The following is a 23,115-nucleotide window of genomic DNA, read 5'->3' as shown; positions in this document are numbered from 1 at the left end:
TTCAACAGGCTTGCGAAATGTCATGTTTTGCCGACGCTGGGGGCGAAATTTTATCCGAGATCATTATAATTGCGCTTTTATCCTAGTTAATCGACAGAGAGAGAAGTATGCGTCCAAGTGGAAGACAAGCCGATCAGTTACGTCCCCTTAAAATTACTCGTAATTTTACGAAGCATGCGGAAGGTTCTGTGCTGATTGAGTGTGGTGACACGAAAGTGATTTGTACTGCCACGGTGGTTTCTGGTGTGCCGCGTTTTTTGAAAGGCAAGGGTCAAGGTTGGATTACGGCTGAATACGGTATGTTGCCTCGTTCTACTCATAGCCGCATGGATCGTGAAGCGGCACGTGGTAAACAAGGTGGTCGCACGGTAGAAATTCAGCGTCTTATTGGTCGCTCTTTGCGTGCGGCGGTGGATCTTAAAAAATTGGGCGAGAACACCATCACGATTGACTGTGATGTGATTCAGGCTGACGGCGGTACTCGTACGGCGTCTATTACTGGTGGTTTTGTGGCGTTGGCGGATGCGATGCGCTATTTAGTGGAAAATAAGAAGGTGAAACAAAACCCGATTGTGTCACAAATTGCTGCGATCTCTGTGGGGGTTTATCAAGGTGTGCCTGTATTGGATTTGGATTACCCAGAAGACTCCAATGCCGAAACCGATATGAATGTAATCATGAACGATAAAGGTGGGTTCATCGAGATCCAAGGTACGGCAGAAGGGGAAGCCTTTAGTGATGAGCACATGATGGGCATGTTGGCCGTGGCGCGAAAAGGCATCGCTGAAATCATGGAAATTCAGCGTGCTGCTTTGTTTGATAAATAAGTCGAGAGGCTAAGCCAAGCTTGGCTCTCTGTATTTCTAAAAATCTAGCTTCGGCTAGATTTTTTTTGCCTATAGATTTTCTATCTGTATTTCTGCCAGAGACTCTTAATACGCTCTTTGTGACTTTTTATGCATGTTGGTTTATTTTTTGCCAATAAACTGAGCATGAATTATGGATACTGCTTGAGTGATACAGCGTTATAGGTGATATTTGACCAAAGTTAGGACGATTTTTGACCGAAATTGCATGATAGGAGGGGGCTTGAGAAGAATTTCTCGGATTCTGATTTATAGCGCATCTATTGTTTTGGCGGCATTTTCGTTGCGTAGCTACGCAGAAGAGATTGTATTGCACACCGTCCACTTGCCGCCACGTATTATTGACGCTTCTATTTTACCGCCGTCCGCTAACTTTCCAGATGCTGGCGCTGTTTATGGTTCGGACGTTGATATATTGCGAGCCGCTTATGCGACGCAAGGTGTTTCTGTTCGTATTGAGTTGCGACCATGGAAACGGGTAATGCGCGATGTTGAGGAAGGCCTAGTATTAGGTGCTGTGTCTTGCCGTAAGGTGCCTGTGCGAGAGAAATTTGCCTATTTCTCTATGCCTTTGAGTGAATCTATGAGCGCATTTGTCACTCGTTTAGGGTATCTAGATGTTGAAAATACCAGTCTAGATATACTGACAAGGTTTGATGTGGCGGCGGTGAATGGTTGGTCACAAACTAATATATTGCAGGATGCGAACATTCCGTATTCTTCTGTTACTGGGTTAGAGCAAGGGATTAATCTGATCTTACGGCGTAATCAAGATATTTTCATGACGGAGCGTGACAGCGTCCTGTTTGAAGCTCAGCAAATGGGCGTTGCTGATAGGCTAAGTTTTTATGACGTGAAGGGGTTGGGATTGGATCACTATACAGTCTGTTTTAGTAAACGTTATCCTGATGCTCAAAAGTGGCGTGATACATTAAATGAAGGTTTGAAAGAACTCGATCGAAGCGGCAAAAGGGAAGAAATTTTTAAGCAATACGGGCTATTTTTTGCGCCTTAAGTTCGCGCTATAAACGGTGAGGGATTATGTTAGCTTTGCGTAAACGCCTTTCTTATCAGCAAGCCAAGTGGGCTTCTGGTGCTTTTGTTATTGTTGAGTTTGTTGATGAGTTCCTTTCAAGTGTTTTTTGATTGGCAGGATGAAAAGTCCACCATTCAGAAGCAGGTGATGTCAACGCTGCAAATTGTTGAAAATGCGGCAACGGAAGCCGCGTATTCATTGGATGAAACCTTGGCGAAAAAAGTGCTGACTGGTCTAATGCGTTCGAATAGTTTTCATACGGCGCGCTTAGAAGACGATTTGGGCTATGAGTTGGCAAGTACTTATCGCCCCCTGGAGCCTTTATCATCTCGCTGGTTGTCGGAACACATTTTTAGCGATTTACCGAAATTTTTTCGTTTAAATTTAAGGCGTAATAATGATTTAGAGGTCGGAACCATTGTTGTCACCATAGACAGTGGCACTGTGACCAATGGCTTTATTCGCCGTAGTTTTCGCTTAATCGGCACATCGTTATTGTCGGCTATGTTGCTTGGTGCGGCGATGTTTATGCTGTTTTATGTACAGATCTCCCATCCTCTGTCACGATTAATTGGGCAGCTTAGCCTATTAGAAAAAGCAGAAAACGACCCTGCGCAATTGCAATTCAAACAAACGTCTCGGGAAGATGAGCTGGGGATATTGGCTCGTACCATCACCGCACTTTGGCACAAACGAAAAAAGTTGAAAGTGAATTAGCCAAACGAGAAGCGTATTTTAAAGCGGTTTTGCATCAATCCAGTGAGTGTATGTTGCTGACAAATTTGAAGGGCGAAATACTCGATTGTAACCATGAAACCTGTCGTTTGTTGATGTATGACGCGCCTAAATTACTTACGTTAAATATCCAAGACATAGATCCAGAACAAACGCCCAGTTTGTTGCAAGACTGGGCCAAAAGTGCTCAAGGCGACCCTAAGATATTTGAAGCAGAATATCATCGTAGCAATGGGGAGCATTTTCCCGTCGAAGTGTGTGCAAACATCATCTATTTGGATGAAGAAGCGCGCTTTTTAGCGTCTTTCCGTGACATTACGCAGCGTAAAAAGGATCAAGAACAGGTCAAGTTTTTAGCGTATTACGACGCTTTGACTAATTTGCCTAATAGACGCTTTTTGAATCAGCATTTGGATAAGGTGATTTCGGAGGCGCGTAGTACCGGCCAAGTTGGCGGTTTAGTGTTTATTGATTTAGATCGCTTTAAAAATGTGAATGATTCAATGGGACATCATGTTGGTGATGCCCTTCTGATCGAAGCTGCTAGGCGTATAGTGTCTTGTTTATCCGAGTCGGATATTGCTGTACGGATTGGTGGTGATGAGTTTGTACTCTTATTGCCTGTGCTCGCTAATGACCATGATGAGGCGCAGCACAGGGCAACGATTCTTGCAGAAGTCTTACTGTTACAGTTGTCTAAAGTGTTTCGCTTAGAACAGACCGATATATTTATCTCTGCGAGTATTGGCATCAGTTTGTTTCCCTTCGGGGATGCCTGTGATTCTCAGATTCTTCGACAAGCGGATACCGCTATGTACGAGGCGAAGAAAAAGGGCCGCAATGGTTTTCGTTTTTACCGCCAAGAAATGCTCCAGCAAATTACGGATCTTGCTATATTAGAAAAAGCCTTACATGGCGCCATTCATAACGAAGAGTTCTATTTAGTTTATCAGCCCCAAGTGAATAAACTTGGTGAGTTAATCGGTTATGAAGCCTTGTTACGTTGGTATCATCCTGAGCTTGGTTTTGTGTCACCGGCGCGTTTCATTCCTGTGGCAGAAGAAATTGGTTTGATCTATGAAATTGGGCGTTGGGTGCTTGAAAATGCTTGTCGCCAACTGAAAGTTTGGCAAGATATGGGGCTTCCTTCGTCATTTGAAGGTGTGGCGGTGAATATTAGTCCTTATCAGTTTGCGCAAGAAGACTTTGTAAGTACAGTGGTAGCGGTAATAGAAACGACGCAAGTGGATCCGAGCCTGCTCGATCTGGAAATCACAGAGGGGATGCTGGTGGAAAACATTGCCTCGGTGGCAGAAAAAATGTGGCGTTTGAAAGAATATGGCATTCGTTTTTCTGTTGATGACTTTGGCACGGGGTATTCTTCTTTACGATATTTACAGCATTTTCCGCTCAATCAACTGAAGATTGATCAGACGTTTATACGCGATTTATCGACTGACCCTAATAGCCATGTGATCGTTAACACCATAGTGTCTATGGCCGAGCATATGAATTTGTCTGTATTAGCAGAAGGGGTTGAAAGTCTTGTTGAGAAACAGATTTTAGAGCGCATAGATTGTACGCGTTACCAAGGGTATTATTTTTCGAAGCCTGTCAAAGTCGATCTGGCTACCTTATACCTAAAAGATAACGAGGTGTTTCCCCTTGAGTGCCAAGATGCTTAGTTGTGCTGATTTTTGGCGCTAAATGTTAGTTATTGTGAGCGTTTTTGCGCCTTACAAGTCTCTTACACTCTGCGATGATCTATTCACAATAAAAATAAGGAGAAGCAAGGTGAATAAATTGATCGGTGTTAGTGTATTGAGCATAGTAGTCAGTTCTGGTGTGCAAGCATTGAGTTTGGAGGGAACCTGGCGGTTGCAAGACGCAGATAATACGCAAGCGAAACTGGATGAAGCGGTGGAAAACGTAGCACAGGAAATGAATTTCTTCATTCGTGCCTTAGCGCGGCCTGTATTACAGAAACAGACGCAGGTGTGTCAGCAATGGGTATTAGGTTGGCAAACCGAGCGGTTTCAGTGGCAGTGTGATGCGCTTGATGCGGATACGATACCAGTGAATGCCAGTGGCGAAGTGATTAAGAAAGACGAAGAGGGTGTCGAGATATCAGGTACTTACCAGCAAACCACCGATGCGGTGATTCTAGTACTTGAGTCTGAGCGTGGTAAGCGAACGAACACATGGCAACAAGTCAGCGACAACGAGCTATTATTTACTGTCAAATTAGAGTCTGAAAAACTACCAACACCTTTAACTTGGTCTTTGTCTTATCAAAAGCAGTAGTGGAAATCCGGCAGTTGACTGAGAATGACCAATAAAAAAGCCCCAATAGACAGTAGCCTACTGTCTATTGGGCTTTTTAGTCACCTAAGTGAGGTGACTAAATCATTGCAATTAACGTTTCACCGCGCCTGTTGGAGCAAATTTCGCGCCATCCAATGGTGAATTCTTTTGGATGTATTCTACTAACACATCGGCATCCACATAACCTGAGTTTACGTAGTTTGGATGATCAGAAATTTTAGGGTAACCATCACCACCTGAAGCTGTGTAGTTGTTTACAGCAACGCGATAAGTCTTATTCATATCCAGTGCTTTGCCTGCCACCATGATGTTGGTTGCTTTACCGTCTTTTAGTGTCAAAGAAACACCGTCAAATTGAGCAAATGCCCCAGTACCTGCTTCTTTTGCTGCGGCAGCAGAAAGGTAATCAGTTAGTTCAGTGGCGCTGAAATCAACATAAGACACCATGTTACCGAAAGGTTGTACTTTCAATACGCTCTTGTAGGTAACAATGCCTTTTTCTAGGTTGTCGCGAATACCACCAGAGTTCATGATACCAATGTCAGCGTTCACTTTTTGTTTCATTGCCAAGGCGATCAAGTTACCTAGGTTGGTTTCTTGACTACGCACTTTATCTCGATCACCGACGAAGTCTGCATTAGAGGAACCGACTTCCACGTTGATCCCTTTCTCCCCTTTTTCTTGGAAAGGCGTTAGCATCGCCAGCATCGTTGGGTCTTGAGGGATTTCTTGTTCAATGAAAACACGCTCAGATTTGCCATCTGCTGTGGTGACTTTTTTCTTCAAGTTCACAGGGATCAGTTTGTATTCAGACCAAACGATGGCGCCATTTTTGTAGACAAAGTCTAGACGGCCTACGTATTTACCCCATTCGTGGGCTTGTAAAATAAGGGTGCCATTTTGTTCGTCTGGTTGGAACAAAGGATTTTGAGAGTGACCACCGACAATGACATCGATCCCTGGAACAGTGCGAGCTAGAGTGACATCACCTGGTGCGTTACCACCGTAGTTGCCGTCTTGGTAATGCCCCATGTGGGTCACTGCAACAACGAGATCTGCTTTCTTGCGCAGTTCAGGAATCAGGGTTTTGGCAACGCTAATTGGCGACTCAATTTTGATGCCTTCAAGGAACTCAGGGTTGCCCAGTTTCACGGTATCGTCCGTGGTGAAGCCCACAACCGCAATTTTTAAATCGTCAACTTGAAATATTTTATAGGCGTCAAACAGTGGTTTGCCTGTTTTTGCATCTAAAATATTGGCTGAAAGGAAAGGAAAGCCCGCCCATTCTTGTTGCTTTTTCAAGACAGAAAGTGGGTTATCGAATTCATGATTACCCAATGCCATGGCATCGTATTTCAACATATTCATGCCGCGGAAGTCAGGCTCAGCGTCTTGTAAGTCAGATTCAGGAACGCCAGTATTGATATCACCACCAGACAGCAGTAAGGAATTACCATTGTCTAATACGACTTCTTCACGAATATTATCGATCAAAGTTTTGCGAGCGGCCATGCCGTATTCGCCGTTACTGTTTTGCCAAAAACGACCATGATGGTCATTGGTGTGTAATATGGTGACTTTGTATTCTTTGTCTTCTTTCCAGTCGGGCTTTTGCGGTCCCATCATAGAGCAGGCCGTCAAAGATAGGGCGACGCCAGTTACCGCAATATGCGTGATAAAACGCTGGTTTAATTTCATGGTTTGATTCCTTTACATGATATAAGTCGATATTACTTTGATTCGAGATAATCAAATGCCACTTAGTATGTCGCTTTTTTGATTACAGTTTTTAAAATGTATCTCATATTTATGACAAGTTCGAGAGACTGTGCAGTAATTTTGACCATTTGTGCAATAACAGGGGGTTTTAGGCAAAAAAAAGCCTGTGGTTAGGAGATAGACTCCACCACAGGCTTGCTTAACGGCAAAATAGTTACATCAATCTGTTTTTAGGCATCAAGGCGTTTGCCCGATTCCTTATCAAATACCACGGCTTTTGACGTATCGAACATCATTTTGATAATGGACCCTGCAGCAGCTGGGTACATTGGGTTAGAACGGCAGTTGATTTCGGCATCATTAACACGAGTCAGAATCATGGTGTCGGCACCCATCGGCTCAGTCACTTCCACTTCTACATCCGTGGTTGTCACAAAAGGTTGGCCTTCTTTGTGTGGTTGAGGCTCGGTAATCATCTCAGGGCGTAGGCCAAGTAAGATGGTTTTACCAACATGACCTTTTAATGATTCTGGTTTAGGAAATGGTAGAGCAACGGTGGTACTGGTGGCCAGCTCCAACATTGGCGTGCCATTTTGTTCGATTACTTTTGCAGGAATGAAGTTCATCGCTGGTGAACCCATGAATCCCGCCACAAACAAATTGGCAGGGTTATCGTAGATTTCTTGTGGTGTACCAAGCTGCTGCACTTGTCCATCTTTCATGACGGCGATGCGATCGGCCAAGGTCATGGCTTCGATCTGATCGTGGGTTACATAAACGATGGTGGTTCCAAGCTTTTTATGCAGCTTTTTGATCTCTGTACGCATCTCTACACGCAATTTAGCGTCTAGGTTAGACAGTGGCTCATCAAACAAGTAAAGCTGAGGGCGACGCGCTAAGGCACGCCCCATGGCGACACGCTGACGTTGACCACCAGACAATTGCGCTGGTTTACGGTCAAGTAGGTGACTAATTTGCAACAGTTCTGCTACGCGTTGAACTTCAACGTCACGCTCCGCTTTTGGTACTTTGCGCATTTCCAAACCGAAAGAGATGTTTTGTTCTACGGTCATGTTGGGGTACAACGCATAGGACTGAAACACCATCGCAATATCACGATCTTTTGGGCTGGTATAAGTCACGTCTTTGTCGGCAATCAGGATGCGACCTTCAGTGACGTCTTCAAGGCCAGCAATCGAGTTCATCAGTGTGGATTTACCACAACCAGAAGGCCCAACTAGAATGAGGAATTCACCCGTTTTGATGGAAATATTGATGCCTTTCAAAATCTCTGTGTTGCCGTAGCGCTTTTTAACATTATCAATGACGAGGTTTGCCATGTTATTACTCCAAATTTTGTCTAATCACTGGTGCGGTGTTCGGTGGAAGGCACGAGTGCATTTTTATTTTCTGGTCCGTTTAAACCGCGATTAGCCTTTTACTGCTCCAGCGGTTAAGCCACGGACGAAGTATTTTCCGGCGAACACGTAAACCGCCAGTGTCGGTAGCGCCGCGATAATGGCAGCAGCCATATCCACGTTATACTCTTTACCGCCAAAGCTGGTGTTTACTAAGTTGTTCAAGGCAACGGTGACGGGTTGCGTATCAAAACCGGAGAAGGCAACGCCAAATAAGAAATCATTCCAAATTTGTGTAAACTGCCAAATGACCGTTACGACAATAATAGGCGTCGAAACTGGCAAAATGATGCGATAGAAAATGGTAAAGAAACCAGCGCCATCCAAACGTGCTGCTTTGACCAATTCCCCTGGAATGGACTGGTAGAAGTTACGGAAGAACAGTGTCGTAAACGCCACCCCGTATACTACGTGCACAAATACTAAGCCAGATGTTGTATTGGCGATGCCTAACCAGCCGAGAGTTTGCGCCATTGGCAACAAAATCACTTGGAAGGGAATAAAGCAACCCACCAACATAGCAGCAAAGAATAAGTCACTGCCACGGAATTTCCATAAAGAAATAACATAGCCGTTAATGGCGCCGACTAAAGTAGAAATCGCTACCGCAGGCAACACAATTTGAAACGAGTTCATAAAGTATGGCGAAATACCACCACAGCTACTGCCCGTACAAGCGCTTGACCACGCCTTTGTCCAAGAATCAAAGTTCAAGGATGCTGGTAGAGAAAGTAGGTTGCCAGTACGGATTTCCTCAACGTCTTTTAATGATGTGATTAACATCACAATAAAAGGAATGAGGTAAAACGCGGCCGCTGCGATTAATACTGTGTACAAGGCAACGCGTAATACTTTGTCTAGGCCAGATGTGTTACGGCCAACCGCTTTTTTACTTGTAGAATTAAGGCTATTCATGGCGTTTACCTCGCAATTCAGAGTACAAATAAGGAACCAAAATAGCCAAGACACAACCTAGCATCACCATAGCCGATGCTGAACCCAAGCCGATTTGGCTTCGTGTAAAGGTGTAGGTATACATGAAGTTAGCAGGTAAATCAGACGCGTAACCCGGCCACCATTAGTCAACGCGGCCACCAAGTCAAAGCTCTTAATCGCGATGTGAGACAGAACCACCAAGGCACTGAAGAATACCGGTTTCAATGACGGCAAAATAATACGGCGATAGGTTGTGAATGTGCTGGCACCGTCAAGATGAGCAGCTTTAATAAGGTCGCCATCAACACCACGAAGGCCAGCTAAAAACAACGCCATGACGAAACCGGATGCTTGCCATACTGCCGCAATGACCAAACAATAAACCACCATGTCAGGGTTAATCAGCCAATCGAACTTAAAGTTGACGAAACCAAAATCAACCATCATTTTCTCTAGACCGTTGGTTGGGTTAAGCAACCATTTCCAGGCGGTACCAGTAACAATGAAGGAAATCGCCATAGGATAAAGATAAATAGTACGGATTGCGCCTTCGGCACGAATTTTTTGATCCAAGAAAATGGCGAGTGTCACGCCAAGGAACAAACAAATAAAAATAAACAAACCACCGAAAATGCCAAGGTTGGATAGGGCTACCATCCAGCGGTCGTTATTGAAAAGACGCTCGTATTGTTCGAAGCCGACAAAATTGTACGACGGCAACATACGAGAGCCTGTAAAAGACAGTACGGCTGTCCAAATCATATAGCCGTAGATGCACACCAAGGTAACCAGTACCGTTGGGGCCATGACGATTTTCGGCATCCAATCGGCCAAACTTAGGCGTGCAGGACGTCCTGACTGAGTCTGCCCTGACCCAGAATTGGCGGCTTTAGTGTTCATAGTTGATGCTTCACTATTTGGAGATATTAAGAAGAGGTTGGCCAGAAGGCCAACCTCGTATGCTTACTGCAAACTAGGTGCTTGCAGGGGTAGATCTTACATACTGGCTTTAACAGCGCGAGCTAGCTTGTCTACGGCTTCTTTAGAAGTCATCGCTTCGTCATTGAAGAAGTTAGTTACTACGTCAAAGATAGCGCCTTGCACCATTGAGTTCACAGCCATGCCGTGAGCCATACTTGGTACTAGGTTGCCTGTTGTAGAACTGGCTAGGAACGCATCCATAGAAGCGTGTGCACAAGTGTCAAACTTCTCGCGAGGCATATTCAAGCGAACTGGAATAGAGCCTTTGTTCAAGTTAAATGTTTCTTGGAACTTAGGTTCAAGAATCAAACGAGCAAGGTCTTTTTGCGCTGCTTGTTTGTCTTTACCGTCTACTTTAAACATGGCTAGAGAGTCGATGTTGAAAGTAAACGCACCGCTTGTGCCTGGTGCTGGGTAACAAACGTAATCGATGCCTGCTTTTTTGCCAGCCGCTGTAAATTCGCCTTTCGCCCAGTCGCCCATGATTTGCATCGCTGCATCACCATTGATAACCATGGAGGTTGCGACGTTCCAATCACGGCCAGAGAAACCTGGATCAACGAATTCACGCATTTTTTTGAACGTATCAAACACGTCAATCATGTCTTGGCTGCGAAGCGTTGCGTCAGACAAACCGATGAACGCACTGTTATAGAAGCGAGCGCCTTTAGACAAAGCAATGGCTTCGAATAACGTAGCGTCTTGCCAGTTTTGGCCGCCATGAGCAAGTGGAGTGAAACCTGCTGCTTTGATTTTTTTCGCTTCTACAATGAATTGTTCCCATGTTGTTGGGATAGACGCACCTGATTTACGGAATACTTCAGGGTTCGCCCACATCCAGTTTACACGGTGAACGTTGACCGGTGCCGCTACGTAGTGGCCGTCGTATTTCATTGTGTTACTAACAACTTGAGGAAGGATGACATCCCACTCGCCCGCTTTAGCAACATCATCGAGATTGGTTAGGAAACCTAGGTCGCCCCATTCTTGAATGGTTGGGCCTTTGATTTGAGCCGCGGATGGAGGATTTCCAGAAATAGCACGAGATTTTAGAACGGTCATAGCAGATTCACCACCACCACCGGCGACTGCGAAGTCTTTCCAAGTGTGGCCAGCGCCTACCATTTCTTCTTTAAGTACATTGATCGCAGCGGCTTCGCCACCTGATGTCCACCAATGTAGAACTTCTACTTCACCAGCCTGAGCGGTTGCGGCAGCTAGAGAAAGTGCAACTGTGGTTAAACCGAAAGCAATTTTTTTCATGATAGTAACCTTTGTTATTGTTATGTCGTCCAATCAAATACAGAGTCTGTTTTGATGTTGCGTTATTTTCTATATCGACGTCGCCGTCTGATCAGTCAGTGTAAGCGCACGTTCGAGTGATAGAATTTAGCAAAGGATATGACAAGAGAGGGTAAAATAGAGCAACCTATTGTAACAAAGTCTTGCAAGATGGTTGTTCGGGTGATCATTTCTTGCTTGTTAAATGACGATTTATTGCATTTTACCCTTTACGAAAAAGGGCTTTTTCATGCTCTAGATACTCAATGTCTTGGTAACCAGAGTTTGGCTTCTAAGCCTTGTTCTATATGGTTACTTAGGGTGACTTCACCACCGTGAGCGCGGGCAATATTACGCGCAATACTTAAACCCAGTCCCATGCCACCGGGGTGACCGGAGTGATCGGGTGTCAGGCGAGTGTAGGGCTGAAAAACCTTATCCATTTTATCAATTGGAATGCCAGGCCCCTGATCACAGATACGAATACAGACCTCGTCTTCATCGTCTTCGATAAAAACCGTGGCGGTTTTGCCATAATACAAGGCATTGTCGACCAGGTTGCCCAGACAACGTTTAATTGCCAGCGGTTTACCGATAAAAGGGTGTTTTAACTCACCGACGACAGTGAGTTTGGTGTCGTGTAAATTGGCCGTAGATTGCATATCTTTAAGCATTCTTGAAATGTTCACTTCGATGCGATTTTCATGAATATCCGTCTCTTTTACGCTCTGTAGAGCACCTTTTACCAGCATATCCAAATCTTCAAGATCTCGAATCATTGCGTCGCGGATGTCATCTTCATCCAGCATTTCGGCACGTAACCGTAAGCGAGTAATAGGGGTTTTTAGATCATGGGAAATGGAGGCAAAGAGTCGTTCCCGGTCATTGAGGTAGCGCTGAATACGCCTTTGCATGTCGTTGAAGGCTTTGGCTGTATTGCGAACTTCGATACTGCCCACTTCCTTGATAGGTTTCCAGTCACCTTGACCAAAACGTTCTGCGGCTCTTGCCAAGGTAGCAAGGGGACGCGTTACTCGTCGAAGCACAACAATGCTAAGCAATAATACCGTAATGACCGACATGGCCATGGAAAATAGGCGGTCTTCGCTCAGCGCAGAAGCACCATCTAAAAAATACGGGTCGGGCATTAAGCTGGCGAGATACAACCAATCTTTATCGTTAATGGGAATTTGAATCACAATAATGGGCGGCGTTAGCGGTTTGACCAATAAGCTGTGATGTCCCCAGCGCTCCGGTAAGTCTACTAGGCGTGTATGGTTGTTAATAACGTGTAAATCACTTGGGCTGGAGAAGGCAATTTTGGCGTTATGAATGCCTAATTGTCTTATTAATGTGCCCTGTACTTCGTTTTTGACAATGTCTTTGAGCGGCGAGTCGGGAATATTATTGATGCGAATTTCTTCTTTGTTGAGCGTAACGAAGAAGCGTGTTCCCCCCATGTCTTGTAATTGATCGATGACAATGTGGCGATAGTTTGTCGGTAAGGATTTGAAATAGCTGACGGTCGCCGCAATGCGAAAGGCCATGTGCTTGGACACTTCACGGACGTTTTCTTCCGTGTCAGACTCTAATTGACGTAGCCAAATGGTCGAGCTGATAAATTGGGCACTGGCCACACCCAGCGCCATGATGATTAAAATTTGTCCTGTCAGCGACTGTGACCAGCGTTTAATGCGTGAACTTTTGCTGGTGGAAGCGTTAGTCGCGGACATCGCTGATGGCTTCCACGCTAGCGGTTAAAATGTAGCCTTGACCACGAATGGTTTTAATTAATTGTGGTTGACGAGCGTCTTCACGCAGACGTTGGCGTAAACGACTGACATGGACATCGATAAACCTATCCAATGGCGCACTGTCTCGACCTCGAGTGTTTTCGGCAATGATTTCACGAGTGAGTACAGCCCCTGGGTGGGTTAAGAACAACATCAATAAATTGTAGTCGGCACCAGATAATGACTCTTTTTCGTTTTTAAAGTGCAGTTCTCGTGAAAGGGTATCCAATGTAAATTGCGCGAACCGGTAAAAACGATGGGCGACGGGGGCGATTTCCACCACTTCACTGTGTTCCATACGTCTTAAGATTGCTTTAATGCGTGCCAGTAGTTCCGGGGATTAAAGGGTTTAGCAAGATAATCGTCGGCTCCGATTTCAAGACCGATAATACGATCCATTTCATCCGAATTTGCCGTCAGCATGATAACCGGTACTTGCGATTGAAGTCCTGAGTGATCGACAAACAGCAAAACCATCTTGGCCTGGAAGCATGATATCTAAAATAACCAAATCGACTTCTTGTTCTGCTCGAAAATCCGCTAAAAAGGTTTCGCCTGAGTCAGCGGTTAACACCGTAAATTGGTGTTTTTCTAGGTAAGTTTTGAGCAGGGTACGAATCTCATCGTCATCGTCTACAACATAGAGGCGTTTAGCTTTGGTCATTCTCTTGCTCAATGAAAGTTAATGTAAAGGTCTCTAAAGAATGTTACTGGTTTAGAAAGCTAGTCTAGCAAGAAAGTGACAGTGAACCAATTGTCATCTGAACCTATGGTGAAGAGCGCTTTAAATAAATTAAATTGATTTAATATTTTTCCCCCTGCATAATTTTTCGACTAATCTTTTTCCTATCTTCGATTCACAAAGAGAACCAAGTAATGACAACAAAAGTAATGGCGTTCGGTGAAGCCTTAATTGACTTTCTTTCAAATGGAGCCACTCAAGCAGGAGAGCTCGAATCCTTTACCAAGTTTCCTGGCGGTGCGCCAGCAAACGTGGCCGTGGCGGTCGCCCGTTTAGGTGGCAACAGTCATTTTGTGGGTCAAGTAGGTGATGATGCATTTGGTCATTTCTTAAAAGCGTCTTTGGATGGCTACGGTGTTAATACTGAAAATATGCTGATGACTAAGGAAGCCAAAACGGCACTGGCATTCGTCAGCCTAGATCAAACAGGCGAGCGTAGTTTTGAGTTTTACCGCAGCCCTTCTGCGGATATTTTGTTTAAAGAAGCCGATTTTGAGGCGTCGTGGTTTGCCGAAAAAGGCGTTTTTCATACGTGTTCCAATACCTTAACGGATGCGGATATTACTAAAGCAACGCTCGCTGGAGTCAGCATGGCACGTGCGGCTCATTGGATTGTCAGTATTGATGTGAACCTGCGCATTAATTTGTGGCCAAACGGACAAGTGGATACCAAGCGTGTTATCGATTGGATGCAAAGCGGTGACGTGGTGAAAGCCAGTCTTGAGGAGCTTGCTGTTTTGGCGGCAGATCCGTTTGCTTTAATTGATGAGTCTTTAGCCGCTGGTGTCACCTTATTTGTGTTAACGGACGGCGCGAATCCGATTCGTTTTTACACAGCAGCCCATGGTGAAGCGACAGTTCTTACACCAAAAGTAGAAGTAAAGGATACCACGGCAGCGGGTGATGCCTTCGTCGGTGGTTTACTTTATAAGCTGGCAGAACAGGGCGGTGATCGTGCTTCTCTGCATACATTATCTGCGCAGGAATTGGTGGATATTGTGCGTTTTGCGGCGGCTTGTGGTGCGGATTCTGTGACGAAGTTAGGTGCTTACCCTTCTTTGCCGACGCTGAGTGAAGCGCAAGCACAATTAAGTCGTTTCTAACTGACACAAAGCAAATATTTGCTTGTGCTTTGGCCGCAAGTGGCTTTTAAGTTAAACGGTTAAGACAATATTTAGTGACTCTAATAGCGATAAAAAGCGTGGTGATACCACGCTTTTTTTATGCGAAAAATAAGTACATAATGTGCAAATATACGATATGAAAGCGACGTTTATTGTGTACTTTTTTGCCATTAACCTGCTGAATTTAGTGAAAAAACCTATTTCTGTTGTTTTTTCATACAACCCACATCGATGAAATAAGATTCGCATTTTGGTGAGAATCTACTAAATTTTAAAAATAATTAAGTCAATATTAAGGAGTCTAAGCCCTTGAAGGGCGTGATTTGTTTGTGAATAATCAAATTTCTTCTTAATCCTTATAGAAGACATGTTTACCTTGTTTCGACCTATGATAATAAAAACAAAGGCATGCTATGGGTTTCCCAAGCCAGCCTGTGAGGAGCAATGATGAAAAAATCTCTATTGTCTGTGGCGGTCGCCCTGACACTATCCACAAACGCTGTGCACGCAGCTGACCTTTTATTTGCACCAGGTGAAGACGCTCGTTTTAGTTGGAGCAGCTATGATGCTTTAAAATCCGTTAACTTGTCTGGTGAAACTGTTTCTGTCTTCGGTCCTTGGATGGGAGACGAGAAAACCAATTTCGAACGTGTAATTGCCTACTTTGAAAAAGCCACTGGTGCAAAAGTGAACTATGCTGGTTCAGATTCTTTTGAACAGCAAATAGTGATCGATGCCCAAGCTGGTAGTGCGCCTAATATTTCTGTTTTTCCACAACCTGGTTTGGCAGCAGACTTGGCGGCAAAAGGCTTTATTAGTCCGCTTAGCGATACTGTCAAAAATGCCGTAGTAAAAGACTATGCGGCAGGTCAGTCTTGGGTTGATCTTGCGACATTTAAAAACCAGAAAGGACAAGACGATTTCTATGGTGTTTTCTATCGCGCTGATTTGAAATCTTTGGTTTGGTATTCGCCAGATAACTTTGCCGATGCAGGTTATGAGGTCCCTGAAACCATGGAAGACCTAAAAGCGCTAACCGAACAGATCGTTGCTGATGGCGGTACGCCATGGTGTATTGGTTTAGGTTCTGGTGCGGCAACAGGTTGGCCTGCGACGGATTGGGTAGAAGATCTATTGCTCCGTACTCAGCCAGCGTCTGTCTATGATGGTTGGGTAACTAACGACATTAAGTTTGATGACCCACGTATTGTGGGTGCGATTGAAGAGTTTGGCTGGTTCGCGCGCAATGATAAGTTTGTTGATGGTGGTGCGGGTGCCGTATCGTCGACGGATTTCCGTGATAGCCCAAAAGGTTTATTCCAGTCTCCTCCTAAGTGTTATTTGCATCGTCAAGCGTCATTTATTCCGGCTTTCTTCCCTGAAGGTACTAAGCTTGGTTTAGACGCAGATTTCTTCTACTTCCCATCGTATGCGTCCAAAGATTTGGGTAATCCAGTCTTAGGTGCGGGGACTTTGATGAGTATTACCAATGATTCGAAAGGGGCGCGTGCCTTTATTGATTTCATTCGCTCACCGATTGCTCATGAGCTGTGGATGGCACAAACGGGTTTCTTATCGGCACATTTAGGTGCTAATCCTGAACTGTATTCAAGTGAAGCCGCGAAGAAGCAAGGCGAAATTTTACGCTATGCTACCACTTTCCGATTTGATGGGTCTGATTTGATGCCAGGCAAAATCGGCGCGGGCTCGTTCTGGACTGGCATGGTGGACTACACCGGCGGTAAAGATGCCAAAGAAGTGGCTCGTGACATTCAAAAAACATGGGATGCTTTGAAGTAATACTTCTATAGAACCCCTAAGCCAGTGTGTGCTTAGGGGTTTTCGTCCTTTGTTGCCAAATAAATATGAGTAACCTAATGAGTTATCTCATGTGCTGTATGTATTTTTGGAGATTCTATGGCCCAGCTCGCTTCCGCGTTAGTGACCATGATATTGGGTGTATTGGGATGTGCTGTCTACTTTTATGGCTCCAACATTCTTCTAGACAAGATTTTCCCGACGAAAAATCGCCCTGCACAACAAGTCGCTAGTAACCTACGCATTGCTAACAGTATTCGTCCTTGGTTGTTTCTCGGCCCTGCCGTGTTATTGCTGACGTTTTATCTTTTTTACCGGTGATCGACTCTATTCGTTTGTCTTTTTTCGACCGTAGTGGTGAAGAATTTGTCGGCCTGTCCAATTACACGTGGTTATTTGGTAGTGATGAGTTTTTCGAATCCTTCCGAAATAACATGTTGTGGCTGATCGTTGTGCCGACCGCTGCGACCTTTTTTGGTTTGATTATTGCCACCATGACGGATCGTATTTGGTGGGGCAATATTGCTAAAAGTCTTATCTTTATGCCGATGGCAATTTCCTTTATTGGTGCCTCGGTGATTTGGAAGTTTATTTATGATTACCGCAGCGGCGGCGATGCACAAATTGGTTTGTTAAATGCCGTTGTGGTGTTCTTTGGGGGTGAACCGCAAAACTGGATCACTATTCCTTTCTGGAATAATTTCTTTTTGATGATCATTTTGGTCTGGATCCAAACGGGATTTGCTATGGTGATTTTATCTGCTGCATTACGTGGCATTCCCGATGAAACTATTGAGGCGGCGGTACTCGATGGGGCAAATGGTTTACAAATTTTCTTTAAAATTATGGTGCCACAAATTTGGGGAACCATTGCGGTAGTATGGACGACGATCACCATACTGGTGTTGAAAGTCTTTGATATTGTTTTGGCGATGACGAATGGCCAATGGGATACGCAAGTATTAGCCAATCAGATGTTTGATTGGATGTTCCGTGGTGGCGGTGATTTTGGTCGTGGCGCGGTTATCGCGATAGTGATTATGGTGTTGGTGATTCCAATTATGGTGTGGAATATTAAGCGTGCAAACGCAGAAATGGAGGGGCGCTAATATGATTGCATCCTCGAAACGGTCGCCATTGACTTATTTGGTTCATGCCACTGTGTTGTTTTTAGTGGTGATTTGGACCATTCCAACAGCTGGTTTGTTTATTTCCTCTATTCGAGACAAGGATCAGTTATCTGTATCTGGCTGGTGGACAGCGTTGTCAACGTCAGAACAGCTGATTATTGCTCGAGCAAACGATCCTAAAACACAGGTCCAAGAAGGGGATCAGTTTGTTATTCGCGGTAATATTTTGGAGGGAGCTTCTGGCTCTGTGACTAAGTTTGGTTTTAGTTCTTTGGAACCTGAAGCATTTGACGCTGGTACGGTTGCAGACCTTAGAAAAGGCCAAACATTGCAGGTGATGGAGAATGGTGACTATGTGTTTTCTTCTCCAACGCCATGGCAAGGGCGCAGTCAGCGGATTTTTTATACGGCAGAAATTCCACCCCGCTTTACCTTGGATAATTACCGTGAAGTGTTGAGTACAGAAGGTTTAGGTAAGTCTTTTATCAATTCTTTAACCGTGACCATACCGGCAACCATTATTCCTATTTTGGTGGCAGCGTTTGCGGCTTATGCTTTGGCGTGGATGAGATTTCCTGGTCGGGCTTTATTGGTTGCGGCAGTGGTTGGTTTGTTGGTTGTACCGCTACAAATGTCCTTGATTCCATTGTTAAAAAGCTACAACCTGATTGGTGAGTTTTTTGGTGTGGAGTCAAAAACTTACGTGGGCATCTGGCTGGCTCATACGGGCTTCGGTTTGCCTTTGGCGATTTATTTATTACGTAATTATATTGCGGGATTACCGGGCGAAATTATTGAGTCAGCTCGTGTTGACGGTGCCTCAGACTTTGATATTTTCCGTAAAATCATCTTGCCTTTGTCTTTCCCTGCTTTGGCGTCATTTGCCATTTTCCAATTCCTTTGGGTATGGAATGACTTGTTGATCGCTATGGTATTTCTTGGCAACAATGAAGAACATTTGGTGTTAACGGGGCAGCTGCGTGAACTATTGGGTTCTCGAGGTGGTAACTGGGAAATTCTGACAGCGTCCGCCTTTATCACCATTATTGTTCCTTTGTGTGTCTTCTTTAGTTTGCAGCGTTACTTGGTACGCGGCCTGCTAGCGAGCTCTGTGAAATAACATTACTTATACCTATACGAGTGGGTTGAGCTGGCTCCCTACTTAAGGTCAGTATTTAAATTGAGGCAATTGAATCATGGCAGATGTAAAGTTAACCCATGTTAAAAAGATCTACTCAAACAAAGTAGAAGTTCTAAAAGATATTAACTTGGACATCAAGCAAGGCGAGTTTATTGTGTTTGTTGGTCCATCTGGCTGTGGCAAGTCTACTTTGCTACGGATGATTTCGGGACTGGAAGAAATTTCGTCTGGTACTTTGGAGATCGATGGTCAGGTGGTGAATGACATCCCACCCGCTTTACGTGGTATTGCGATGGTGTTCCAGAGTTACGCTTTGTATCCGCATATGTCCGTATACGACAATATGGCGTTTAGTTTGCAAATCGCAAAGGTGAGCAAAGCCGATATTGATCAACAAGTACGCAAGGCAGCGGATATGTTACAGCTAACACCGTATTTGGATCGTTTGCCTAAAGCCCTTTCTGGTGGTCAGCGTCAGCGTGTGGCGATTGGCCGTGCGATTGTGCGTCGTCCGAAGGTGTTTTTGTTTGATGAGCCTTTGTCTAATCTGGATGCGGCGTTGCGTGTGGCGACTCGAATGGAGATTGCCAATTTAAAAGACAGTATGCCGAATTCAACCATGATTTATGTGACCCACGATCAGGTGGAAGCCATGACATTAGCGGATCGAATTGTTTTGTTATCCGCTGGTAATATTGAGCAAGTGGGGCTCGCCATTAGAATTGTATGAGCATCCTGCAAATGTCTTTGTGGCGAAGTTTATTGGTTCGCCTGCGATGAATATTGTGCCTTGTCGAATTGAAAAAGCAGGCGAACAGACTCGTGTTGCTTTGTCTTCTTCGGTGATGGTTGATACACCTATTAAAACCGACTCCGCAGAGCAGTCTAAGCCGGCTTTCTTTGGGATTCGTCCAGAAGACATGGTGGTGGTTGATACGCAAGAACAGGCTTTCTTGTCGGGTGATGTGTCATTTGTGGAGTCTCTAGGGGAGGCGACCTTGTTGTATGTCAAAGTACCTGGGTGTGATGACATGATTATCGCCAAACAAGCGGGCACCTTAAAAACTCAGCGTGGTGATAAGGTTCATTTGTCTGCTTTACCTGAAAAAATGCATTTATTTGATGAAAACGAGCAATCGTATACTCGTTAAGTTGTCCGTTATTTCTCATTGGGGTGGTGTTAAGCACTGTCCCATGTTTTATCTTTTTTGGAGAGTCTGATGACAACCAATCTGAACTGGTGGAAAGGTGGGATTATTTATCAAATTTACCCACGTAGTTTTATGGATGCAAATGGTGATGGCGTGGGTGACTTGGCTGGTATTACCAGTAAGTTAGATTACGTCGCTTCACTTGGTGTGGATGCTATTTGGCTTTCGCCTATCTTTACTTCGCCAATGAAAGACTTTGGTTACGATGTATCGGACTATCGTGATATCGATCCGATGTTTGGCTCGTTGGCAGATTTTAAAACTCTGATCGATCGGGCTTCATGAATTGGGCTTAAAAGTCATGATTGATCAGGTGATCAGTCACTCAGCCGATGTACACCCTTGGTTTGAAGAGAGTCGTCAAGATAAAACCAACCCTAAAGCCGATTGGTATGTATGGGCGGATCCAAAACCAGATGGCTCGCCACCAAATAACTGGTTATCCATCTTCGGCGGCAGCGCGTGGAAATGGGATAGCCGTCGTTTGCAGTATTATTTACATAACTTTTTAGAGTCTCAGCCGGACTTTAATTTCCATAATCCAGATGTTCGTCAGGCGCACCTAGATAATATGCGTTTCTGGTTAGAGCTTGGTGTGGATGGTTTCCGCTTGGATACGGTGAACTTCTATTTCCATAGCGAAGGTTTGGAAGACAACCCACCTGTGCCAGCGGGTGAGCCAAAAACGATGGGCGCACCACACGATAACCCTTATACATATCAGCGTCATGTCTATGATTTGAGCCGTCCGGAAAACTTAGATTTCTTGAAAGACATGCGTGCGATGATGGATGAGTTTCCAGGCAGTACAACGGTAGGTGAAATTGGTGATGATTTCCCACTGAAACGCATGGCGGAATACACTTCTGGCGGCGATAAGCTGCACATGGCCTACACCTTTGATTTTTTGAATAAACCACATACACCGGAATATATCCGTGACGTACTAAAAAATATGCAAGAAATTGTCGGTGATGGTTGGCCGTGCTGGGCATTGTCGAATCACGATGTCGTTCGCTCGCGCACACGTTGGGGAGCTGACGAAGATCCAGAAGCTTACCCGCTAGTTGCTTTGGCGCTGATTCTGTCCTTACGTGGCAGTGTGTGTTTGTATCAAGGTGAAGAACTGGGGTTACCTGAAGCCGAGGTGCCGTTTGAGCGTATTCAAGATCCTTATGGCATTCCACTATGGCCGGTGTTTAAAGGCCGTGATGGTTGTCGTACGCCAATGGTGTGGGATGATTCGGAGCAAGGTGGATTTTCAACGGTAGAACCTTGGTTGCCCGTTGATGCAAATCATTTGCCATTGAGTGTGGCGCAGCAGGAAGCCAATCCGGAGGCTTTGTTGCATAAGGTGCGTCAGTTGATCCATTGGCGTCAGCAGCAGCCAGTTTTGGTTAACGGTGAGTTGTCTCAGCTGGATGTAGGTAATGCGCAATTAATTGGTTTGGTACGTGAATATCAAGGTAATCGCTTGCTCGTAGTACTAAACATGACGAGTGATACTCAGCAGGCTACTGTAAACAGTGGCTTGGTTGAAGTGGACGGGCATGGTTTTACGTCTACGTTAGATGGACAAACATTGACTTTACCGGCTTATCAAGCGTTTTACGCTAAGCTGTCTTAAGCGTTATTGCGCAATGTATTGAGCATTGTTGTTAACAAACCGGTTTGCGTTTTACGTAAATCGGTTTGTTTGTCAAAGCTCTTTTTTGTGAAGCGTGGTTACGAGTGGTTAGTATGACAAAAAACATAAAAAAACTGACTTTAAAAGATGTGGCTGAGCGGTTAGCAGTATCCACAGCAACCATTTCAAACGCCTTTAATCGTCCCGATCAATTGTCGGCGACTCTACGTGAAAATATTCTGAGTGAATGCGAAAAAATGGGCTACTTTGGCCCGAATGCTGCTGCTCGAAGTTTACGAACCGGTCGCACTGGGATTGTTGGTATCGTGTTATCTGATGATCTTAGTTACAGTTTAACGGATCCTGTTGCCAATCAATTCTTAAAAGGTATGGCAGAGGTATTTGAAGCCAACGAATACAACATGTTGTTATTGTCATCTGATCAAGTCGAGCAGGACGCGCAGAGTCGTATGCAATCGTCTATGGTGGATGGTTTTATCGTCTATGGTCATAAGCCTCAGCAATGCATTAATGCGCCTTGGTTGATGCCGAATAAGAACATCATCACGGTGGACAGTTTTATTCCAGGTACCACCTCGGTCAATATAGAAAATCACAGTGGTGCTTACCGAATAGCCTGTCACGCCTTGCAGCACAAGCCAGACGCGGTGGCGATTTTGGGCTTGAGTTTGTTGGCGACCGATCGTGTGTGCCGGATACGTGAAGATGAGCTGTTCGATCGTGCGGCATCTATTTCCATTCAGCGGTTGTATGGTTATTTTCAAGCGCTAGAAGAACATCAGTTATCGGTTGCATCGGAACATATTTGGAATATCCCTGAGAACAATCATAAGCTGGCTTACCAGGCGGCGCGTGAAGCGTTAACCATGGCCAAGCGCCCTCAGTTATTGCTTTGTATGAGTGATTGTATTGCGATTGCTGCTGTACAAGCCGCGTTGCATATGGGGTTACGTGTGCCGGAGGATCTGCAAGTAGTGGGGTTTGATGGCATTGCAGAGGGTGGAAATATTCATCCTTCGATCACGACCATTCACCAGCAAACGGTTGAAAAAGGCCGTGTTGCCGCCGAGGTTTTTCTAGGTCTTAGGGAAGCGAAAGATGTGGTATTAGAAACGGAACTTGTGGTTCGTGAAAGTTGCCCTGCTATTTCTGAGTCCAAGTACATTAACACGGAACACTCTCATTCTGTTTTGGCGTGATTGTTATCTACA

At 44.8% G+C, this 23,115-nt stretch carries 16 protein-coding genes and 4 pseudogenes; 13 read left to right on the top strand and 7 right to left on the bottom strand.

What is annotated here, in order from left to right:
* The first annotated feature begins 107 nt into the window (after positions 1 to 107).
* The 5 genes from rph to ONZ52_RS15040 all read left to right on the top strand — a co-directional run bounded on the left by rph (position 108) and on the right by ONZ52_RS15040 (position 4,941).
* On the top strand, positions 108 to 827 hold the full coding sequence (gene rph, locus ONZ52_RS15060; RefSeq protein WP_265219553.1) for a ribonuclease PH: 720 nt from the start codon (positions 108 to 110) through the stop codon (positions 825 to 827).
* Between the two features lie 262 nt (positions 828 to 1,089).
* On the top strand, positions 1,090 to 1,881 hold the full coding sequence (locus ONZ52_RS15055; RefSeq protein WP_265219552.1) for a substrate-binding periplasmic protein: 792 nt from the start codon (positions 1,090 to 1,092) through the stop codon (positions 1,879 to 1,881).
* Positions 1,882 to 1,986: 105 nt separating this feature from the next.
* Positions 1,987 to 2,619 (top strand): hypothetical protein, encoded by a 633-nt coding sequence (locus ONZ52_RS15050; RefSeq protein ID WP_265219551.1) that lies wholly within the window; start codon positions 1,987 to 1,989, stop codon positions 2,617 to 2,619.
* Positions 2,586 to 4,322 carry a sensor domain-containing protein gene (locus ONZ52_RS15045; RefSeq protein WP_265219550.1) on the top strand — a complete coding sequence of 579 codons (1,737 nt, stop codon included), beginning with the start codon at positions 2,586 to 2,588 and terminating at the stop codon, positions 4,320 to 4,322. Before ONZ52_RS15050 ends, ONZ52_RS15045 begins: the two co-directional genes overlap by 34 nt.
* A gap of 109 nt (positions 4,323 to 4,431) precedes the next feature.
* A complete protein-coding gene (locus ONZ52_RS15040; protein ID WP_265219549.1) occupies positions 4,432 to 4,941 on the top strand; it encodes a hypothetical protein in 510 nt (169 codons plus the stop codon).
* 111 nt (positions 4,942 to 5,052) lie between these two features.
* Here the strand turns inward: ONZ52_RS15040 and ushA are convergent, their stop codons facing one another.
* From ushA to ONZ52_RS15005, 7 genes and pseudogenes are all read right to left on the bottom strand, one after another.
* Positions 5,053 to 6,660: a bifunctional UDP-sugar hydrolase/5'-nucleotidase UshA gene (gene ushA, locus ONZ52_RS15035; RefSeq protein WP_265219548.1), complete on the bottom strand. Its 1,608-nt coding sequence runs from the start codon at positions 6,658 to 6,660 to the stop codon at positions 5,053 to 5,055.
* 251 nt (positions 6,661 to 6,911) lie between these two features.
* A complete protein-coding gene (locus tag ONZ52_RS15030) occupies positions 6,912 to 8,021 on the bottom strand; it encodes an ABC transporter ATP-binding protein (protein ID WP_265219546.1) in 1,110 nt (369 codons plus the stop codon).
* A gap of 90 nt (positions 8,022 to 8,111) precedes the next feature.
* Positions 8,112 to 9,014 carry a carbohydrate ABC transporter permease gene (locus ONZ52_RS15025; RefSeq protein WP_265219545.1) on the bottom strand — a complete coding sequence of 301 codons (903 nt, stop codon included), beginning with the start codon at positions 9,012 to 9,014 and terminating at the stop codon, positions 8,112 to 8,114.
* Positions 9,007 to 9,935 (bottom strand): annotated as a pseudogene (locus tag ONZ52_RS15020) (carbohydrate ABC transporter permease). Before ONZ52_RS15020 ends, ONZ52_RS15025 begins: the two are co-directional and overlap by 8 nt.
* 96 nt (positions 9,936 to 10,031) lie before the next feature.
* Positions 10,032 to 11,279, bottom strand: a complete 1,248-nt coding sequence (locus ONZ52_RS15015; RefSeq protein WP_265219544.1) for an ABC transporter substrate-binding protein — start codon at positions 11,277 to 11,279, stop codon at positions 10,032 to 10,034.
* Positions 11,280 to 11,560: 281 nt separating this feature from the next.
* Complete coding sequence (locus tag ONZ52_RS15010) at positions 11,561 to 13,030, bottom strand: ATP-binding protein (RefSeq protein WP_111605920.1); 1,470 nt, start codon at positions 13,028 to 13,030, stop codon at positions 11,561 to 11,563.
* Positions 13,017 to 13,754 (bottom strand): annotated as a pseudogene (locus ONZ52_RS15005) (response regulator). The gene ONZ52_RS15010 and the pseudogene ONZ52_RS15005 overlap by 14 nt, the downstream one beginning before the upstream one ends.
* 212 nt (positions 13,755 to 13,966) lie before the next feature.
* On the opposite strand from ONZ52_RS15005, the gene ONZ52_RS15000 reads away from it, so the two are divergent.
* From ONZ52_RS15000 to ONZ52_RS14965, 8 genes and pseudogenes are all read left to right on the top strand, one after another.
* Entirely contained in the window at positions 13,967 to 14,935 is a 969-nt protein-coding gene (locus ONZ52_RS15000) for a carbohydrate kinase family protein (RefSeq protein ID WP_265219542.1), read from the top strand.
* Positions 14,936 to 15,403: 468 nt separating this feature from the next.
* Positions 15,404 to 16,756 carry an ABC transporter substrate-binding protein gene (locus ONZ52_RS14995; protein ID WP_265219540.1) on the top strand — a complete coding sequence of 451 codons (1,353 nt, stop codon included), beginning with the start codon at positions 15,404 to 15,406 and terminating at the stop codon, positions 16,754 to 16,756.
* Positions 16,757 to 16,873: 117 nt separating this feature from the next.
* Positions 16,874 to 17,095, top strand: coding sequence for a hypothetical protein (locus ONZ52_RS14990; RefSeq protein ID WP_265219539.1), 222 nt, complete (start codon positions 16,874 to 16,876; stop codon positions 17,093 to 17,095).
* Positions 17,092 to 17,883 (top strand): carbohydrate ABC transporter permease, encoded by a 792-nt coding sequence (locus ONZ52_RS14985; RefSeq protein ID WP_265219538.1) that lies wholly within the window; start codon positions 17,092 to 17,094, stop codon positions 17,881 to 17,883. The genes ONZ52_RS14990 and ONZ52_RS14985 overlap by 4 nt, the downstream gene beginning before the upstream one ends.
* Before the next feature lies 1 nt (position 17,884).
* Positions 17,885 to 19,024 (top strand): carbohydrate ABC transporter permease, encoded by a 1,140-nt coding sequence (locus ONZ52_RS14980; RefSeq protein ID WP_265219537.1) that lies wholly within the window; start codon positions 17,885 to 17,887, stop codon positions 19,022 to 19,024.
* A gap of 76 nt (positions 19,025 to 19,100) precedes the next feature.
* A pseudogene (locus ONZ52_RS14975) lies at positions 19,101 to 20,196 on the top strand (ABC transporter ATP-binding protein).
* A gap of 69 nt (positions 20,197 to 20,265) precedes the next feature.
* A pseudogene (locus tag ONZ52_RS14970) lies at positions 20,266 to 21,883 on the top strand (alpha-glucosidase).
* Between the two features lie 113 nt (positions 21,884 to 21,996).
* Positions 21,997 to 23,103 carry a LacI family DNA-binding transcriptional regulator gene (locus ONZ52_RS14965; RefSeq protein ID WP_265219536.1) on the top strand — a complete coding sequence of 369 codons (1,107 nt, stop codon included), beginning with the start codon at positions 21,997 to 21,999 and terminating at the stop codon, positions 23,101 to 23,103.
* Positions 23,104 to 23,115 lie beyond the last annotated feature (12 nt).

Source organism: Marinomonas rhodophyticola, assembly GCF_026113935.1.
Taxonomy (GTDB): domain Bacteria; phylum Pseudomonadota; class Gammaproteobacteria; order Pseudomonadales; family Marinomonadaceae; genus Marinomonas; species Marinomonas rhodophyticola.
Note: the sequence above shows the minus strand (reverse complement) of the source record. Positions and strands in the feature narration are given on the sequence as shown.

Excerpts from the sequence above, each read along its gene's own strand:
- rph (WP_265219553.1), top strand. The coding sequence starts at position 108 with ATGCGTCCAAGTGGAAGACAAGCCGATCAGTTACGTCCCCTTAAAATT.
- ONZ52_RS15050 (WP_265219551.1), top strand. The coding sequence starts at position 1,987 with ATGAGTTCCTTTCAAGTGTTTTTTGATTGGCAGGATGAAAAGTCCACC.
- ushA (WP_265219548.1), bottom strand. The coding sequence starts at position 6,660 with ATGAAATTAAACCAGCGTTTTATCACGCATATTGCGGTAACTGGCGTC.
- ONZ52_RS15030 (WP_265219546.1), bottom strand. The coding sequence starts at position 8,021 with ATGGCAAACCTCGTCATTGATAATGTTAAAAAGCGCTACGGCAACACA.
- ONZ52_RS15025 (WP_265219545.1), bottom strand. The coding sequence starts at position 9,014 with ATGAATAGCCTTAATTCTACAAGTAAAAAAGCGGTTGGCCGTAACACA.
- ONZ52_RS15015 (WP_265219544.1), bottom strand. The coding sequence starts at position 11,279 with ATGAAAAAAATTGCTTTCGGTTTAACCACAGTTGCACTTTCTCTAGCT.
- ONZ52_RS15010 (WP_111605920.1), bottom strand. The coding sequence starts at position 13,030 with ATGTCCGCGACTAACGCTTCCACCAGCAAAAGTTCACGCATTAAACGC.
- ONZ52_RS15000 (WP_265219542.1), top strand. The coding sequence starts at position 13,967 with ATGACAACAAAAGTAATGGCGTTCGGTGAAGCCTTAATTGACTTTCTT.
- ONZ52_RS14995 (WP_265219540.1), top strand. The coding sequence starts at position 15,404 with ATGAAAAAATCTCTATTGTCTGTGGCGGTCGCCCTGACACTATCCACA.
- ONZ52_RS14990 (WP_265219539.1), top strand. The coding sequence starts at position 16,874 with ATGGCCCAGCTCGCTTCCGCGTTAGTGACCATGATATTGGGTGTATTG.
- ONZ52_RS14980 (WP_265219537.1), top strand. The coding sequence starts at position 17,885 with ATGATTGCATCCTCGAAACGGTCGCCATTGACTTATTTGGTTCATGCC.
- ONZ52_RS14965 (WP_265219536.1), top strand. The coding sequence starts at position 21,997 with ATGACAAAAAACATAAAAAAACTGACTTTAAAAGATGTGGCTGAGCGG.